The 20,347-nt window shown below is 32.5% G+C and carries 8 protein-coding genes; 7 read left to right on the top strand and 1 reads right to left on the bottom strand.

Annotated features, from left to right (window positions below):
• Positions 1-660: 660 nt before the first annotated feature.
• Positions 661-1,425, bottom strand: coding sequence for a LexA family transcriptional regulator (locus tag BXY58_RS15830; protein WP_120214843.1), 765 nt, complete (start codon positions 1,423-1,425; stop codon positions 661-663).
• A gap of 387 nt (positions 1,426-1,812) precedes the next feature.
• Here BXY58_RS15830 and BXY58_RS15825 point away from each other — a divergent pair, with 387 nt between their 5' ends.
• From BXY58_RS15825 to BXY58_RS15795, 7 genes are all read left to right on the top strand, one after another.
• Positions 1,813-2,493, top strand: coding sequence for a response regulator transcription factor (locus BXY58_RS15825; protein WP_120214842.1), 681 nt, complete (start codon positions 1,813-1,815; stop codon positions 2,491-2,493).
• Positions 2,494-3,446: 953 nt separating this feature from the next.
• A complete protein-coding gene (locus BXY58_RS15820; RefSeq protein WP_147366863.1) occupies positions 3,447-11,120 on the top strand; it encodes a hypothetical protein in 7,674 nt (2,557 codons plus the stop codon).
• Positions 11,121-11,133: 13 nt separating this feature from the next.
• Entirely contained in the window at positions 11,134-11,724 is a 591-nt protein-coding gene (locus tag BXY58_RS15815; RefSeq protein WP_120214840.1) for a hypothetical protein, read from the top strand.
• Positions 11,725-11,826: 102 nt separating this feature from the next.
• Positions 11,827-13,023, top strand: a complete 1,197-nt coding sequence (locus BXY58_RS15810; protein WP_120214839.1) for a hypothetical protein — start codon at positions 11,827-11,829, stop codon at positions 13,021-13,023.
• Positions 13,024-13,029: 6 nt separating this feature from the next.
• The gene (locus BXY58_RS15805) at positions 13,030-15,927 is read left to right on the top strand and encodes a S8 family serine peptidase (protein WP_120214838.1); all 2,898 of its coding nucleotides are present in this window, start codon (positions 13,030-13,032) and stop codon (positions 15,925-15,927) included.
• An 11-nt stretch (positions 15,928-15,938) separates the two neighbouring features.
• On the top strand, positions 15,939-19,361 hold the full coding sequence (locus BXY58_RS15800) for a zinc metalloprotease (RefSeq protein ID WP_120214837.1): 3,423 nt from the start codon (positions 15,939-15,941) through the stop codon (positions 19,359-19,361).
• Positions 19,358-20,290, top strand: coding sequence for a hypothetical protein (locus BXY58_RS15795; RefSeq protein WP_120214836.1), 933 nt, complete (start codon positions 19,358-19,360; stop codon positions 20,288-20,290). The genes BXY58_RS15800 and BXY58_RS15795 overlap by 4 nt, the downstream gene beginning before the upstream one ends.
• The last annotated feature ends 57 nt before the right edge of the window (positions 20,291-20,347 follow it).

Raw genomic sequence — 20,347 nt, 5'->3', positions numbered from 1 at the left:
TTTATTTGCTGTTGCTGTTTATTCATGGATAAAATTTTTAAACTTTACACCATAAATTTAAGTCATTTTTGTAGCGGATCTATTGATACTTTACACTTAATGAGATTTCAAACCACGCTTCAATGCCGATGAAATCTCTGATGTAGCACTTTTAGGCTGTATATTTTAGATAGTCTAAAGATTTCAACTGAAAAAATTCAAACCATAAAATGTCAAGCTGTAACAGTTTGATAAATAATTTGTTATGTCTATAAAAAAAGAGACAACTAATAAATAGTTGTCTCATTAAGTGACCAAGACGAGCTTATCTTCAAACACTTTTATCGATGATTTGGTTCGATTGAGTCAAATTAAAAAGGAATTATATCCCTCAATTTTAACAAACAAAGTCTTGTAGCCTTTTTTGATACAATTTAATTTTCAAAACTTGTCAAAATTCGACGTGGGAATAATGAGTAGTTAATTGGCTATTTCAGTCTTGTTTCAAATCAAAGAAATCGAAACATTTAGTGCAAGATTTAGAAAGAATTATAGAATTAAAAATTCTATTGTAACATAATAAACATATTTTCAGATACCTTTATAAATTTATGGTATTTTTGAACCTAATAAAAAAGAGCTGGCTCCACCACTATTAATAAATCTATTATTAGCATTTCTCTATATTTTTGAATTAATCATACTAATATCCTTTTTAATTTCTACAATAAGATTCTGAATATTCTGTGAACTGAATTCATCAGGTTCATATTCCTGAGTTGATATGCTGCAAGCAAATTCCCATATTTCCTTAATCTCTGTTAATGGTATCCTGTATGGTTCATAAAAACTATTATCAGCTTTAACACAGATGGCGTCAGATTCGTGAAACTGAAACCTTTTATAAGTAATACCATCATTAACCGTAATAAAAATATAGGTTTTATCTGTCTTAAGATCGGAAAGATTCTCGATATACTTTCCAACAATATAAGTCCCATCTTTGTAGGGTGGCATAGAATCACCATCAGCAGGAAAAGCTCTAAATTTCCCATTTTTCAGAAATGGTAGTGAAATCGTCTGCAGGCTTTCTATATACTCAGGATCACTGTAACCATTTAAGTAGCCCATAGAAGCTTTCTGTGGAATAATCTCAATTTGATGATGCCCAAATGTGTCTACAGTAATAGGAATAAGAACCCGATTGTCAGGATGTTTAATCATATCCTCAACAGGATATTTCCGAATATCAACAGAAATCAATAGGTCAACACCAATCCCAAAATATTTGGATATCCTCAACAACAGCTCAATTGGTGGCTCAGAAGTAGCATCCTCATATTTGGCATAACGGACTCTTGTAATCATTAATTCGTCAGCAAGCTTCTGTTGTGAATATTCCTTTTTCGCTCTTAAAAATCTGATGTTATCTGCTAAGTATGACATTGATATTGTTTGTATCAACAAATATAATAAAAATTGATACAAAACGTAATATTTATTGCAATAAGAAAATTAAAAAAAATATTTTAAGTAAAGTGTTACAAATTAAAACTCTATTAATACTGGATTATTGATTTTTTTACTAACTTTAAAACAGCCATAATAAATTATAAAATTATTGGTTCTTATATTATAAATAAAATGTTCCAAAAATAGAATTATTTATGAATATGAAAAACTAAAAACCACCAAAAAAAATGAAAACACAAAGTATTCGGACGATTTATTTTTGTCTTCTCCCCAACAATCTTTTACTTAGCTTATCTATAATAAAAAGTCATTACCTGACTGTTTTGTCTAATAGAATCCGTTTAACTCAAATAATGATGTATGGGAGTTAATGTAGCAATAGCCAACAGTCATCAGATTTTCAGACGTGGTCTCGCCAAGTGGATTGAATCTGCAAAGGATATCAATGTAGTTCTGGAATGCTCTGACGGAAAAGAACTGTTGCAACAGATTAATGAAGATTTGCAAGTCAACGTATTGCTTTTGGATATACAGATGTCGGGAATAGACGGTTTAAGTTGTTGCGAAACATTGCAGAAAAAACGACCGGATATTAGTATAATCATTTTATCCCATCTTTCAGGATCGTATTTTCTCAAGTATGCTGTTCAGCTAAAACTTCACGGTTATTTCACAAAAGATTCAGAGTCCCGTGATCTGCTAAAAGCCATAAGACAATATGATGACGGAGAATTCTACTACGAAAAAAAGCTGAAGACTAAGGTTGAAAAAATAGCGGATTATATCAGAAAAAATCCTGATGAAGATATTTCAAGGTTTGATTTTTCTAAAAGGGAACTTGAGATTATTTATCTTACTGCCATCGAACTTAAAAGTAAAGAAATTGCTAGTAAACTGAATATAAGTCCACGAACAGTAGAAGGCCATAAGAATAACCTTATAAAAAAAACAAACTGTAAAAGTTTCCTTGGTGTTATCTTACTTGCTATGGAGCTAAGGCTAATTTCTATGTATGGTGATTTTGAACTTTTCAACCTGTAAAAACAGGTAGAAATACGTATTGATTAGTTCATTTGAAACAATCATATTTGAGAATGCTTTATGGTTTTGATTATATCTTCTAATTGAAAGTTTAAACTTAAATATTCTTCAATATTATAATTACTCACTGAAATAATTTTAAAAAGGTGTATTATAAAAGAAACTTTAAAAAGCGAATCAATAGTAATTAAATCATAGTATGTGAAATGGAATTTCTTAAAAGTTTTAGTTATAATGTATTAGAGACCAGCGCAACAAATTTTATAAGTAGATCATTTGTAATAGATGAATCTATCTATATAGTATCAATTAATTATCGTGGATTTGATGACGATTATTATAATGGATTTAATCAAGCAATAGGTCTTATTTGGCAGAAAGTTTCTAATGATGGTGCTTTAATTTGGACACAATGTATTAGCTTATCAGATTCTGGTTATCCTCCAACGGTTGGGTATGACCCAGTTATTTATTTTGATATGTCTAGTGACGGTTTATTAAGATTAATATTTTGTTTGGAAGGTAGTAGTTATTTAACCCGAAATGCATACTTTTTAAAAATAGACCCGCTAACAGGAATTAATTTAGTCTCAAAATTAATATCATTTCCCAACGGTGGAATTGTTACAGGTATTGTAGGAATCGATGGTGATCGAGTTTGTTTTTTATCAGGAATATCTATAATTTTATTTGATAAAGATTGTAATAATGTAATACTCCGAAAATCTTATAACACAACAAATTTAGAAGGCGGTAAACTTAAATATTTTAATTCAAAATTATATTTACTTACATCCTATACATTATATCCAAAACTTATTCCTGTTATTTTAGAGATTAATAAGACAAATCTCTCCATATCTAATAGATACTTTGTCAATTTAGAAAATAATTTAAATTTCAACATCCAATCAATAGGGGATATATATATTGATAATCAAAATAAAATTATTTTGGTCGGAGGACTTGATAATGGAAATGGTTTCTTATTAAAATCATTTGGGTTTAATGATACAACTATACAAGCTTTAGAAATTAAGGTCGTGACAGAGGGATCTACTAAGTTTGGTACTATTATTAATTATTTTGAGATAGGAAATTTCATTTATATTGTAGGATCGGGTGTACATAAATTGACTAAAAACTTTGAATTGATATGGAGTAAAGGAATTAATTTGTTTATTACCGATGGTAGGAGTATTACTAAATTCGGAAATAATATTTTAGTTGCTTCATCTTCTGCGCATAGTTTTTCTTTGGGTCTTTTAGATAATGAATTTTATAGTTGTCGAAGTGCTCCTACTGTTTTACCATTTGCTACTGAAAATCGTTCGCTTAGTCGTTCGCCATTCACTTTGTCGATTTCTCCTGCAAATTTTACGAATACCATAAATATCATTGATTTTTCGACAAGAAATCGGGAACTATGGAAGTATAGTTTAGATATATGCTTTTCAGAATTAAACTTGTCTTCCTCTACTATTGAGGTTCCTAATTTATTAATTAATAAAAATTATGAAGATACTCCAACAATTGGAGAATTATTGATAACTAATACATCTATAGTACCTGCTACTCTTTACAAAAATTTTGAATTGATTTATCCGTATGTCAATGGAATGAACTTTAAACTAGCAGAAACTAAAACTATCCCTCCTAGGTCAACTATTGGCTTTAAAGTTATCTTTTCAGGAACCCCTTACCAGGCAGGTAATTTTGACTTTGTTATTAGAGTTTCAGGTGTTAAAAATGAAACTATAAAGCTTAATTTTAGTGTTTATACAGAGATTCCTAGGGGGATAATTATTAACAATAATTCACTTTTAGAAAAATTTTTCGAAATAGGGCAAGTCGTACAGTCAATTAATTATGGTAATATAAAAATAAAAAATAATTCACCATCCAATACTTTAACAATACCCGTAAATACTATTTTTTTTACCGAAGTAGATGATAATGGTTTTGTTTTCAAAACTAACTCTAGATATGATATCGAGCCCCTTCAAGAAATACCGGTATATTTATTTTTATCTGCAAGAAAAAATAATAATAATTTAGTAATCAAAAAAGGAGATTTTGAGTTTATAATTAATAATATTATTGACCCCGTAATTGATAATATATATAATTACAAGATTAAAGTACATGTTAAAGACGAAGTTCCCAAGGCCAGTATAAGCAAAGTTAATTTAGATAAAGTTTATTACATAAAAGATTTGCCGTTACCTTTTCAGACGAATGGTTACGGATCGATTGAGGTTGTCAACAATAATGTTTATAGTGATTTTGTTATACCGATTGCTCCTAAGGAGATTTGGTATGAGCCAGGGAACAAATTTAGGTTTAGAACTTCTAATTCTGGAGTTATCACAATACCTAAAGGTGGTGGCAAGGGGGTTATTCCAGTCAGTATTACGATAGAGGCGTCTGATTTAAAACCTTCTTTAGTTGGAGATTTTGGAGAAGTTTTGAACATTGAAAATTCTTTAGGGGTAAAGAATCCGCAGCAGCATGGCATTCAGGTCCATGTTAAGTTGGAGGACTATAATGCCAGGATAGTGGGGAGTGATCTTCCGGTATTAAATTTTTATAGTGGCAAGCATTATGTTTTTAACAATTACTCTTATGGCAGTTTTACGATTCAGAATGATACAAAAACGCGATCTATAGAGATAGGAGAGGGATATGTTTTATTTTCCGCTGCCGGATTTACATTCAGTGTATTCAATAATGGTTTAGGAAAGATAGTAATAGGACCTGAGCAAAGCAGGACAATCAATATTGTTCTCAATGCAGATATTACCCCGACATTTTTGCAAAGCTATTCCTGTTTGATAGATATCAATAATGTATCCAATCTGGGTCATGTTATTCGTTTTAATGTTATAGAAGAGCCTTTAGATGTACGTATCACAAGAGTTGAGTTATATCCTGATTCGCTGACTTTCACACAGGGAGAAGTTATTTTTCCGGAGACTGCGAGTACTGTTGGGGTTATTTATGTCAGAAACTACACGGAGACTCGGGGGGTAGTTATTGAAGATGGGATGAGTCTTATTCCGGATAATCCTGGCGACCCTTATAATGGTGTTTCTTTTTCAACGAGAGGCAGGGTTTCTATTGAACCTTCACCGGCAGGCAGTGCAGTTAAGGAGTATGCAGTTTATATCAAGGGCTATTCCACAGGCGGTGCATTGAATATAGGAAACGGATTTAATTTTGAGATTGATATGCTTCCTGTGGCTTCTAATCCTGATCATTATTCGATATCGTTTAATGTAGCAGCAGATATTTTGGAGTTGGAAGTAGTCAATGCAATATTCAGTTTTCCTGAATTGAAAAAAGGTGTTTCCGTATCCCAACAGACAGAGGTAGGGCATATCTGGATAGAAAATAAAAGCAAAGCTACCCCTACTTCGATAGGAGCTAATACAAAGATTCATTCTGCAGATAATATATTAGGTCTGAGGTTAGCAATTAATACAGTTACTCCGATTGCGGCAGGAGAAACGAAGAAAATAGATATTTACCTGAATCCTTCTGTTGTTACTCCGACCGGTTTTGGAAGACAGGAGGTTCCTATCCGGATCGAAGGCGTTAAGAATATCTATCCCTATATGATCCATTTTGATGTTTTGAATAATGGGGTACCTATAGATACCGATGAAGGTTATTCATTACAGTCTCCTAATTTTACTTTACAGGCAGTAGGGTCGAGTGGTTCAGACAGTCCGAAGAGCATTCAGCTACGTTGGTTATTTTCGGGAGATCTTGGGAGGCTGCATATTCCTAAAGGTGATTATTTTGATGAGAATCAAATGATAACGGATGGAGATCATTATAATAAACATCAGGACTACGTAAAGCTATACAGGGTTCCTTATACATCTGAAGTCGTATCCAAATGCCGTCTTAATTTATTGGAGACGCCTTTTATTGCGGATGATGATAACCAGCGTTGGCTTTACAGGATATCAGGAAGTATGAGTTCCGACACAGGCAGCTCTTCTAAAGTTGAGATAGATAAACGGGTTATGTATGTTTATTTCCGAAACAAGACCCGTTACAATGAAGTTCGTGCCAGGTTTGATCCACGAACTGAGACTCAGAACTTTATAGATTCTTATGGCGAAAACATCATAGAAATAGAATGTAAGGAAGAATTGTTTTTTAAAGTTACCCCGGTTGTAGGCTCCAAGCAGCGCGGTACTTTATCCCTTGAAGTTTTATCTGTAGAGGAGAACAAACTGGTTATCTCCAAATACCTTTCTTTCCGCCGTAAGATGACGCAGGTTGAGCTTAATTCGACGAATATTTTATCAGAGAATGGTAGAAGTATCCGTTATAAGGCAGTTAATTTCAAAGTATACTCATTTGATTTTGAGTTTTATAGTGACTTCATCGCTTCAGCATCCGCATGGCAGGCTTGGGAATATTACAGTGATTTTGCCCTTACGACAGTGACAACGGACAAATATCTTGATCGTATGCTAGATAATATCCATGGTAAATGGCTTCGTTATAATGATGGTGAGTATGTTAACAAGTTGAATTACTTTGATAAATGGCGTAAACCATCAGGGGATGATAATCCGTTTGATCTACCGATTGTCAGTTTAGTTGAGAATTATCTTAGACTAAGTCAAGATGGTATTAATGTTAGGGCTGAGGAATATATTGATATCAATTTTGCTGTTGAAGAAACCGAAGATGATGATGGAGGTGGGGATGATGAGCCCGGAGAAGAGGAAGGTACTTTGGTATCCTATCTAGACTTGCTGAATGCATCTTCTTTGGATTATCATCTTGCACGTTTATTAGGATTGGGAGCTATGGATATCGATCCTGCTTCCGGAGCAGAATATATTTACTTAACAGAATACAGAACCTTCAGGGATCCGAACAATGTTAAGGAAGCTAAAGATTGCCAGCTGATCTCGATGTCTTTACCGACATCGACCAATACAGAGCGTCTTCCTTTACCGATTGAGATTTATGAGCTTTATAAAGGGGTGCCACGTTCCCAGAATGAGGATATACCGATACTATATGACGAAGAAGGTTATTCGTTAGACGGTAAGAGCCGTTTTATCAGTATCATCAATAAGCCGGTTCCTTCCGCAGAGGTTAACCCATCCTTTTTTCCGAATGAAGTTTATTGGAATGCTTCACTTTATACGCTTCCTGTTTATGCAGGTTTGGAGCATAAGATTGTTGCCAGGGGAGGGATAATTCCACGAAGCTGGAAGAAGCCAGAGCTGTCGCATTCAGATCAATATTATAATGTTAACTCGCGATTAGAGCAGGGCAGCTTTGAGACGGCAGCTATTATGCTTCCTGAAAACTTTGGGGATCCTTTATATGTGCACAGGCATACTGAAAGCGGGACTTATATTTATTCTACTTATGGTATTAATATATTCTCGCGTGCTGCATCCAGCCAAAGCAGTTTGAGTATTGTTACGGATATTAAGCCAGCCAATAACTTACTGCCGCCTTCGGATATCAAGGCCTGGCTTATCCAGCCGGAAGAGCCTTTGATGTTCACTTCTGCGTTTGAACAGAATACTTATCAAGATATCTTGGGAGAAGATAAGACTTTGATACGCCTCAACTTTGGATATGATTCAAAACAGGATATGGTAGTTCACTCTATCCCTTTTGATGCGGGGATTAAAGATGAAACCTACGAGAGCGACCCAGCTTATTTTCCGGATGTGTATGATGTGTTTGCAAGTAATATAGAAGTTTATTTCCGTAAGGATACGCCAAGGAAAATTACGGCAAGCTTATTTAATATATTGCCGGATTATGACAGGTTGTGCTCTGTTTTTCAGACCAGAAATTATGATTTTAGCAATGGAGATAAGGGTAAATCGGAACTTCCTGACGGAACAGGCTATGAACATTTTACAGGTTCTGTATTTGTTGTGAACCATAAATCCTATGTAATAAAATCAGTAAGACAAGGTTTGGGTTACACAGGTTTAGAGTTTACGGTATACAAGGAAGAAGTGAGCAATACGATTCTTTCGGGAGGTTCTATCTCCGTGCAATTCAATTCTTTGACGCTACCGGAGACTTCAGGGAATGATCTGTTTGTGGTAATGGAGAATATGCAGTCAGTAGACGTGTGGGGTAAGGCTACAAATCCTAACTCACACAGAGTTCCATTAATATTCCCGGGAATCCATCGTGAAGTTATTACCTCTGTATCCGAGAAAGGTCAGGAGCAGCGTTACTTGGAAAAATCGAGAGGTTACTGGGATACTGCTAATATAACACAAGTCTGGAACGGTAGAGTTTTCGAAGGTGTTTACCGGATTACATTTGATAACCTCAAGCTTGAACAGAAGGTTTTAGGCGATGCGACCGGTTTTATGGATATTACAAATGGTATGGTTCGTCTTTTCAGGACAGACAGTTTCACAGGCGAAGACGAACGGCCTAAAAAAACCAGAGATAACTTTAAGGTTATCAAAGCCGAGAACTTTGGTTTCCTAAACCGCAATCCGTTCACTTTGTATATTTATGATGAACTTTATGCGTCAGACGGGGTGTTCCCGGTTAAGGATGGCGGTGAAATTAAGGTTAATTATTACCCATCATACAATCTTTATCTTTACAGTGATGCGTCCAATGATTTAGTTGCAAGCAGTGTTCTTCCGACAGGCGACCAGCATCTGAAATATTCTGTTTTTGGATTGAGAACAGTGGCATCTTCACCGGTTCCCAATTCAGCCCCTTACAGATCGAAGTTTTCTTCTCCGAGTCTGATGTTGGGACAGAAGATTATTGTACCGGGTATTCCTGAACTTCCTGAAGGCAGTCTTTATGCGACCCGTCCTGATTTTTACGGAAGATCGACTTACAGCTTTACAACAAAGTTCAGCCAGAGACCTTTTGGTGTTCAGTTCTGCAGGGCAGACAATAATGCACTGTTGAATGCTTTGTATCAACCTGATACGTTGAAAGAGATTTATGAAAATTTGTCTGTTTATGGTGGTAATAATGAAGAATATCTGACCAACCGATGGAAGAACTTCTTTGATTTTGAATATTATAGAATCCCGAATAATCCAAATGACCCGCTTGAAGATCACGAGCAGTATAAAGAATACCCTGAAATAGTACGCCCTGGCGAGTCAAGATATAGATTACCACTTCCAGATAAAGAAGAATTTTTTAAAGGAATCAATACATTTATCAAAGATTATATAGGAAATGCAGGTTCAGAGTATTTAATAGACGAATCAGACTTTGGATTAGTTAAATTAAATCATATTGTTCTGCCGCCTATAGCTGGTCTTAATACGGAGACCAAGTATCTCATTGACTTCATTCAGGAAGTTTTTGATCAGGTTTTTGTGCCGTTGACCGAGGTTCCAGTTCTTTATCAGCATATCAAGCGGTACCACCATAAGATAGCCCCTTATGTTCAGCCTTTGGATAAGAAGCAGAATATCCGTGATGGTTCAGGCTATCTTTTAAAAGCACCATCAGATCCTAATCTGGATCAGGAGTTTGATATGGCTCCTATGATGACGATTTTAAATGAAAGCGACAATCTTGTATTATTTACAGATTTTACACTGAACGGAACGACCGATAATGTTTACTTTTATGCCTCACGTGAGGTAGGCTCTCAGATGACTGTAAGTGACTTAAGTCCCGTTCTTGGTCCTGTTAAGCTGGTTGGCACTAATGCTCCTGAAGCTCCTAAAATCTTAAGCGGTCTTCCTGTTCTGGAGAACAGATTACTTGATATCACGGCAAAGATTCAGATTGATGTCCATGCCTATCCTTCTTTTGCGGGAATTAAAAGATTGAATCTTTACAGGTCTGTCAGCAGGCTGGATGCAGAATCAGTGCTGTCGATGACCTTGGTAAAGCAGGTTGATGTGTCAGAATTTGAGATGACAGATGGTACGGTCTGGACACTGTATGACGAGTTATTCGATTTTGAACAGATCCCTTATGGAGATACTTTGTATTACCGGGTTACAGCCGATAAGCAGGTTGAATATGCAGAATATAAGAATGGAGAGAATACAGTAGTGATCGATTACGTATCCTCACAATCATCAAAGCTTCTGGCATTGATGCTTGTGGAGACACAGAATCCTGTATCACCTATTTTAAAAGGTACCGGTACACGGCCTGATAATGATGCCGATTCTGTAAGCAATGTTGTTTTTGAATGGGATGTTACATGTTACAGAGGAATTTATCATCTGTACAGTATGTCAGGACAAGGCAACTGGAAAGAGATTGCACGTTTGGTTACAAACCAGACTCAAGATAAAGTCCAGCTTCAGGTTTACAATCCTGAGGCAGAGGAAAATCTGTGGGAGAACAAAGCGGTCTTGGATATTATCGATTCGAAAATAACTCTGGCAACAGATCTTTTGGGTGCTGATTATACAGAATATCCACTGTTTGATTCTGCCAACAACAGGAAATATTATCACTTCAAGGTATTAGCAGAGAATACGTCTTCAATGTTCAGTAAAGAAGAGAACATTCTTACATTGTTTACAGACGATATCTGGAATACCCTTACAGGAATCTCCTCAGACGGAGAGACTAACGGCATGATCATCGGCAAAACATTTATAATCAAGTAAAACACCACATCATATGGAAATCAACGATAGAAATCAATTAAAAGAATATTTTAAAACCAATAAGCGTCCAACCGAATCAAATTTTGGAGACCTTATCGACAGCGTAGCATTAAAGTCTGAGGCAGCACCTATAGAAAACAAACCCTATAAAGTGTTTTCTGCAATGCTAAGTGTAGAGAATAACAGCCTAGATCCTTTTAATCCTAATTATATAATTACTCATACGCTATTGGAGGAAAATACCATCGGGGAACTGAATTTTGAGTTCGGAAGAGGGAATGAGATTATCATATCAGACCTCTCAGGTGAAAATAGGTTGACCTTCGAGAGAAGATTAATAATATTAGGAACCATCCGCGAAGACTTCAACTTCAGTTCGATAACCGAGTCCGCAAGAATCTCTGACGATAGTATAAGATTAAAGTTTACCATAAAGGAAGATGATGTGACACTTCCAGACCCAACTGCTAGACCCGAATTTTATAATCTGCCAATTGAAATTCGAATCTATGATTGGATGGAAGACCAATTACCATTTCCAGGAGGTCCAGTAAGCCCCGGAGTACCATTCCCGAATCCGTCAGATCCTATTAGAAATCCTTAATAAAAACAAGTAAAAATACGTGTTGTTTAATTTAATTAAAACCTTGAAATTTGAGAAAAGCATAGTTTTAATAAAAAAGCTAATTTTATAAAAAACAAGACAATGAGAAATTGTAATCATCAAATATTTAAGATTTTTCTAGTATTTTCTTTTTTAGTTACTTTAAAACTAAGCGCACAACAAATAAAAATCTATGTTAAAGATGCTGAAACAGGGAAAAATGTTTCTAATGCGAAAGTTTGTTTAGAAGGTTTCGAAATTCCTTCGATTAAGATGCAATATAATAAGAAGGAAAAATATTATTATGCCAATGAAATCCCTATTAATTATAACACTGTGATGGTATATCACAAGAGATATAATGAAAAAGGATTTCAGGATGTCAAAGGTTTGCCCAAAGAAATTATATTTAAGCTAAATAAGCCTTTAAAAAATTATTATGATTTTGTAGATAATCAAGGTCTAAATTTCAATAGTTCATTTCCTCACAATTATTATGTAGAAGATCCTTATAAAATTGTTATAAGATCTACTAATCAAATATCATTTTCTGAATTTAAAAAAAGGCTATTTGATTTTTTAGAAAAAAAAAATATTGAAGTTGAACCTATAGATCCTTTTCTTGAATTTCATCAAAGAGAGAATTCCAATAAAGTAAGCGATCCGGAAAGTAAATATTCAGATGATAAGGGTGTTTCACCAAATATTTATGGATATGATCAAGAAGATGATTGTAGAAAAAATGTAATGGATACTCCTAAGATAAATACATCAGTTTTATTTTTTAGAAAAATGAATAAAAAACGATTCAAAAGATTCAATGACCCTATAATACAAAAGTTGGAAGAAAATAAAGAATTTATTACTCACACAGTATTATATAACAAATTTAATATGCTTGATAATCTAACATCCTCGAAAATTAGTGATTCAAACCCTTATAAGGAAAGAGATTTGGCAAATAATAAATTTAATTCAACAAACAAGATAGACTCATCAGCAATTTATTTTTATAATAATAGCTTTCCTCTTTTTAAATTGAAAAATAAAAATATGTATAGAGGTACTCAAGAAGCAAATGATGGTTGCATCATACATTATACTTTACTGGAAAAAAATAATTGCAACCCTATCTATATAATGGATCGATTTTATTCACCACCACCGTGTTTATTACAAAATAATGAGACAGAATTAAATACTCTGGGTTCAAAAAACTTTACTTTATACATGGGGCTAGGATTAGGAATTCTTGATTTATACGAAAATTATCATTTGACAATAAACACAAAAAAATAAAATAGTATGAGAAACTGGCATCACACCTTAATTCGTATCCCTCAAGCTCGTTTATTGTTATCTCCGCAATTGCAAAATGGAGACAGTAATTTATTTATAGGAGTTGTCGAAGGTTTTTTGGAATATTTACCATTAATATCTGATACAAATATTGAAAGAAGATTCAAAGCCTCAGAATATAGGGCTGCAAATAGTAGTCTCAGTGAAAATAAAATGTGTTTTTTTAGACAAGAATTTGACAATAAATATACGCAAGACGTTAAGCTAAATTATATTACCTCTCCGGAATACTCGCATCTTTACTATTCAGCCCACGCTACTTCCGTTGCATCAATATTAGTAGGATTGGACTCTAATAATATAAATATACAGGGGATTGTATCTAATTGTAATATTTTAAATGCTGGTGATATAAAAGATATTCCCATTATAACGCTTACTAATAAATTTGTTAAGGCAAATGCTAACACACTTTACTTTAAAACAAGCACGGACAATGCAACATTTTTTAATGAAAATACAGTTCCAATTATTCCTAGCGACATTATTGATAATTATAATAACTTTTCTGTTGCAATAATTAATACAAGCATAAATAGTCCAGAATTAAATAACGTAGCAGGTAGAAAAGTCATAAATTTTATGTACAATGAGTTATTTGCATATGGTAGACAGGGACGTGGTATTTTAGTTATTGGTTCAGCTGGAAATGGCGATAATGCTGTAGGTGAAGAAATTACTAAGAATAACAGATACAATGCATTTACCAATAAAACTTTATTGGTGGCAGCTTCAAAACTAGACATAACTTTTCCAAGTGACTATAATGGAAATAATCCCGATCCTAAGGAAGACCATTCCAAATATTCAAATTATGGATTAAGAGTAGACCTTTGTGCGCCCAGTAATTCAACAGGTCAATATTTAACAGATGCCAATTCTATTTATGCATCAACTAATTTAAAATGTGGAGATATTGGAGCAAACAATGAAAGTTACATTAATTTAACAATAACAGAAGTTCTAAGTAGAACAAAAATTAGACTTTCAGGCAATATCAGAGGTGTGTTTCCTGGCCAGTCAATAGAATTGGGAGGATTTAATAGCTACAACCACGAGCTAAGACACATCAAGAATGCACAAATCGTTAATGTTAGTAATCAGAATTTTTTGGATATTACCTTTGATAAACCATTAATTTATACATATTCTATTCCTAATTTCAATTTAGTAAATCAGATCGCAAGGATTCTTGTATGGAAAAAATCCGGAATTAGAGTACAGAACACCCGAAATAGATTAAAAACGGATGATTTGCTTGGCTTGCAAGTAAAACAGGAAATCTATGTATTTGATGAAAACGATTACGAAAATGGACTGACCACAATTATTACTGGAATTGATTACAACTCGAAAACTTTAACAGTTCAAACCCCATTTGAAAATCTTGGAAATGTATTAAAAATTATTCCAGGACAAATGAAAACTAAGATTAAAATGATCAATTCGAAAGGAGGATTTCGATTCTTAGATGAGGATGCTGCAAAATCATTTTTCACGGGACAATATGTGCTAGTTAACGATATAAATAACCTATCATTAGGGAAAGTAGGTTTCAAGGGACAAAATGGAAATTATAATAGAGGAAATTTCGATCATGTAGCAGAAGGATTTTTAGAGAATGGTGAAGAAGTAGAAATAAAGTCACTTTCTTATGGGGACTACACATCAAAATTTGGTGGGACATCTGCATCATCTCCGATTGTGTGTGGTGTTGCAGCATTACTACTATCTGCAAATCCCTTACTAAACGCTGCAGAAATAAAGCATATTCTAAAAAATACTGCTGAGAAAATTACGGGACAGAATAATTATACTTTACAAAGTGCCCGAAATGAATATGACTATAATTACTTTAAAAACCCGTATTTTGGTGCTGGTCGGGTTAATGCTGAAGCAGCCGTTCAATTAGCATTGGAGTGGCATTCAGATTTTTTTACTGACAAACCTAAGATGTGTTTTCTTAAACAACTCAACACTATTGATATCTGGATTTCGGACAAAGCAAATGTCTATCCAGATTCCTCAAATCCTTATAATAGTCTTAATACTTCCAAAGACCAGAATATTTCGATCAGAGTAAGAAATCAAGGGAATAGGAATAGTTTTCAGGAGACAGATCTAAGAGTTTTAATAGCCTTTACAACTGAGGCTGATCCAAAATTTCCTTTTCCCCATTGTTGGTATCAAAACACAGAAAGTTCTACAATGAAAACATTTCTGTTAAATGTCAAAGAGGTCATTCCCATAGCTCCTAATTCTGAAAGCATTGTTAAAATAGAATGGAAACAATTATCTAAGTTTTGGAATGACAATAAGCTAGGAGAATTAAGCGGTTTTAGGGTCTATTTATTAGCCCACATTGCTCCTTTTGATGGTCTTGACTCAGAACTTAATAGAGAAGATGCGTCGCTAAATAAGAATCTTACGTTTAGAGAAATTTTTGTAACGCAAACAAGCAATAACGCAAAAGGAGCTTCGGGTGATAAAGTCAGCATATCCCATCAACAAAATAAGTACAATTTGCTGGTGAAAGACGGTTTGACAAATGAAAAATTCTCTTTTGACAACATCAATATCAAACAAACCGAATTAGATGAAATGAAATTCAGCTTCTCTCTAGTAAGCAGAAAAACCGGGCAGGTAGAGCAATCTATCATTTTTAAGAAAAATGGTAATAATTGGGAGATGGACACAACACCAAGTAACAATTGGTTATCTGTTAATATGGATATTCAAAATTCAGAATTATATGGCGCAGAATACAAAAATGCTTTTCTGAATTATGAATTCAACTATGATAATACAGATAAAGAGATCAATTTTAATGTAACACAATCCTAAAACACTATCAGATGTCAAATTTTTTCGATTTTAATTTTAATATAGTTGATAACTCAAGTAATATTAATTCTCCTGCTAATGGTTCTTCATATGGTTATACAGGTTCTGGCGCAATTGCTAAAAAACCTTTCTCACACTTTTTTACAGAGCCTGATTTAATTGATAATCAGACTGCAGATATGGCTTTTGGACCACAAGGAAATACGGACGTAGAAAAGCAGAAAAAATTTCTTTTAACCAATATTTTTAAAGCTAAGGAAAATACTAAACCAAAAGCTTATGCTGTCACAAAAGGTATTTTATTTATAGTTCCTCAGAAAGGAAATGCAAATCTTGTAAATGTGTTTTTAAAACCAATTACGCCGGTAGATATTGGTCTCAAGGTTAAATATTATGTTTATCGATCAATTAAAGCTGAAAATATTATTGATAGTGGCGATTTTAAGAAAATTATTGGAAAAAACGACGAAAAAACCCTTGGTTTTATTAAAAAAATATGGGATGAATTTCAAGAATTTCATCAGTTAAATGATACTGATCCAAATTTAATTATCTATTCTGAAAAATTAGGAATAAGTCAAGAAGAAACCTCTAATTATTCCTCATTTTTCACCAAAGATAAATTTTCACTTCCAATTATCAATAGAGGAGATCATATTGGTAATTTTAATACTGAATTTGGATTTGAAATTGTAGTGGATGAAGGTGATTTCGCACAAGATAAAAATGATACTGGGTTTGAGTTTGAAGACGATTTTTTCACAGCAAAAAAATGCATTCTTAATATAGATAGTGACAATGGGGAGTATGAATATGGAGATCGCCCATTTGTACTCCCAATACAAAATGAGCAACCAAAAAGAATGTCGATAAATATTTTCAGAGAAAGTGTTTACAAATTTTTAGATCCGGTTGCATATTATGGTTCACATATAACAGCTAACAGCGCTACAAATAAAGGAACTATTTTTATTAAGGAATCTGAATCGTATTCTGATCCAAAGATCATTTATGAAAAAATTATTATTAAATTTTTTAACAGTAAAAAGACTTATCTTTATATAAAAAATTGTAATAACAGGTCATATAATTTTTATAAAAAAGCTTTAAAACCATTGAAAATAAATGGTAAAGAGGAAAATTTTAATTATTCTGAATGGCCTATAAAATGTCTGGAGAAGGAGTTTATTTATAGAATTAGCTTTGAAAATATAAGTACAATAAATTGTGCTGTATTTTGTAATATAGGCATACCTAATTCGTCTAACGGAAATGGTCTTTACGGAGCGAAGGAGTTATTAATTGATTCCAAAGATCCTACATCAAAATCAACAATTTTATTTACTATTCCTAATTCTGCTAATATACCATTTTCATCAATTATATACTTGTCATATACGGATGAAACAAATGTTTTAAATAAATTATTTGGAAATATCAATCTCAAAACAATTTTTGAAAAAGAAGATTTTAAAGGAGGCACAGGATCTTTCGTTAACCATTTAAGGCCTATACTTATTAAAGAAGGTGATAATATCGGTTTTTATCAGACTAAGCTTGTTTTGGATGGAGAGTATATATCGAGTACAGATCCGGAAAATACAACTCCAACTCTAGAGCAGCTTTCTACAAATCTAAGAACCTACATTCTTTTCCCACAAATTACAACATTAGGCAATGATAGTTTTAAATTATCTGCAGGATATTATAACACTCCCAAAGATGCAGAAGATTATTGCAAAAACATTTATGGAGAAGGCGAAATTTGGAGAGGTATTATTAAAGATAGTGTTGATGTAAATAGTCTGCTTTACCGAAGAAAAGACAATGATGAAGGAATGCCAATTTATCAATTGGGAATTACTCAAAAAGATTATAGAGCACTTATAGATGATGTTTATAGGAAAGATAACAATGCTACAAATTTATTTTTTCATTTTGAAAATTATCAAGTTTCTGGTAATAGTTCTTTTATAATTTATGATGTTAAAATACAATTTGATACGGAGAATGGAGCTTCCGACTTTTCAGATGAGACTCTATCATTATATACTGTAGATAATTATTTTTTCTTTACGATAGATTATTCTACTCACTTTATCACTAAAGAATATTTTAAAGAGTTTGCTGAGATTGCAGTTGATTTTTTACCTATAAACTTATCTACAACTAATAATGGTTATGAATGCGGCTTTGATTATATTGGCTTTGAGGGAAGAGAAAATTATAATGAGGTAATTGGAAAATATTACAATAAGTCTAGTGGTAAGCTCGAGAACTTGGATGTAAGTAAGGCAACAGATTATGAATTCAGAAAAAAAATTAATGATTATTTAATGCTTTTAAGTAGAAATTATAATCATAAGCCTACGTTATGGAGAACTAACCCACCATTTCATACTGATTCGTTTATAACTCTTTATCCACTTAAGGAAACCACAATAAGATTGAATTTTACAAAAATTAGAAATCCAACAAAACTATTTATAAGGTATAACAGAAAATATATTTCGATAAATAATTCTGATTCATCGGAAATTGATGAATTTGCAGATTATGAAATACCTAGCTCTAATTATTTAACTTCTCTTAATCCTAATTTTACGATAAAAGTAAAGTCTTTTCAACCAACAAGTTTTGATATACCAATTGAAATTTATTCAATTGAGGATTCCAAAACATTATTAGCCGGGAAATGTTGGATATTAAAAAATTCAGAAACCTATATTTTGAAGACTATTTTAGTCAATGTTCAAACAAATGTTTCTGGTATAATAAAAAATGGCCTGCCTACTAGTGATATAATTTTAACAAAAAAAATTCTTAATAATTTTTTAAATCAAGCATATTTAAAAGTTGAGGACGATTATATCAAGACAATTTCTTTAGACTTAACAAATGATTCTGACTTTAAAGTGGTTGGTGGAACTTTAGGCAAATATATAAATTCATATATAGATGATGCTGGAACTAAAAAATATACGATAAAAGATTCCAACGATGTGTTTGAATATTGTATAACAAAGATTAAAGATCAAATTACGAATGTTAATGATTATTTAGTTTTGTTCTTTTTTGATGAAGAAGGGGGAAATAGCGGTACTACAGCGGGAATTGCAGATTCTATTGGAGGTCTAAAAGGCGCTAGGGTATATTCTAATGGATTGAAAAGGAATACTATAGCTCACGAGGCGTTACATTCCATTGCATTATATCACAGTTTTGATAATGATGGAGATTATACATACAGAATATCTTGGCTAAGTTCTGGTATTATTGCAATTCCTTCCCCGTATCCTACAGATAATCTAATGGATTATTTTCAATTCAAGCCCACAGATAATGATAAACTTCGGAAATTGATTTGGAAATGGCAGATAAAAAAGATATTAAAAATTGATTACGGAAATTCAAAATTGATTAAAGAAAAATGAGACAAGTAATATTATTTATATTTTTTTTTGTTTTTGTTTTGTCAGAAGGACAAACATATAAATTTATGTCTAATATTTTTAAGCAAAACTGTTCAAAAGAATCTTTTGATGAATACCAAAACATAAAGAAACTTTACTTAACAGATTTAAGCTCAGAGGCTATTGTCTATAAAAGTTTTTATAATTCATTTTATTTGAAAAACAAGTTAGATAGTATTAGTTTCATTAAAAATAAAAAAAAGATTAATGATAGTTTATGGCTAGATTACAAATATCAGTTTTTTTATAAATACAAAAATTTTAAAATATATGGAGTGTCTTCTGATTCTTTAGGTAAAAAGATAAATGCATTAAATATCGTCGATGGTACAAAAAAAATAGAAACAATCTATTTCCATAATGATAACAATATTACCGTAGAAATGTATAACGGAAGATATAAAAGAACAGAGAATTTATCAAGAAATCTTTTAAAATGTTCATATTATACTCAAGATTCTTTTATAAATAATGTTTTTGTAGGTCAAAGTTTAATATATAATGGAGAAAAAAAAATATTTTATGATTGGGATAAGCACTTTAAAGTAACTAGCGAAAAATTATTGGAAATTTTGCCACAATTGTATATGGATGCTATTAAATTACAAAAGAATAAACTTCAAAAAATAATTGGTAGGAATGTTGGGAATTATACTTTTACTGTAGAGGATATTAATAACTCTGAAAATGAATTAGATAAAATGTTAGTTTTATTTAAAGAAAAGATAAATTCTAATGATTTAAAAGAAATAAAGTTCGAAAAATCTTTTGTAAATAAATTCAATTTGCCTGTATGGATAGTAGAATATGGAATCGGAATTATTATTAATGGAAACACAGGAAAAATAATTGAAGTTTATGATAAATGGACGAAAATAGTTGAAGATTAAGCTTTTTTTGCAAAAGGAATGAAATAGAATACTATCGCACACGAAACTTTACATTCA

The organism is Epilithonimonas arachidiradicis (assembly GCF_003610695.1).
Taxonomy (GTDB): Bacteria; Bacteroidota; Bacteroidia; order Flavobacteriales; family Weeksellaceae; genus Epilithonimonas; species Epilithonimonas arachidiradicis.
This window is presented reverse-complemented; position numbering and strand designations above follow the sequence as displayed.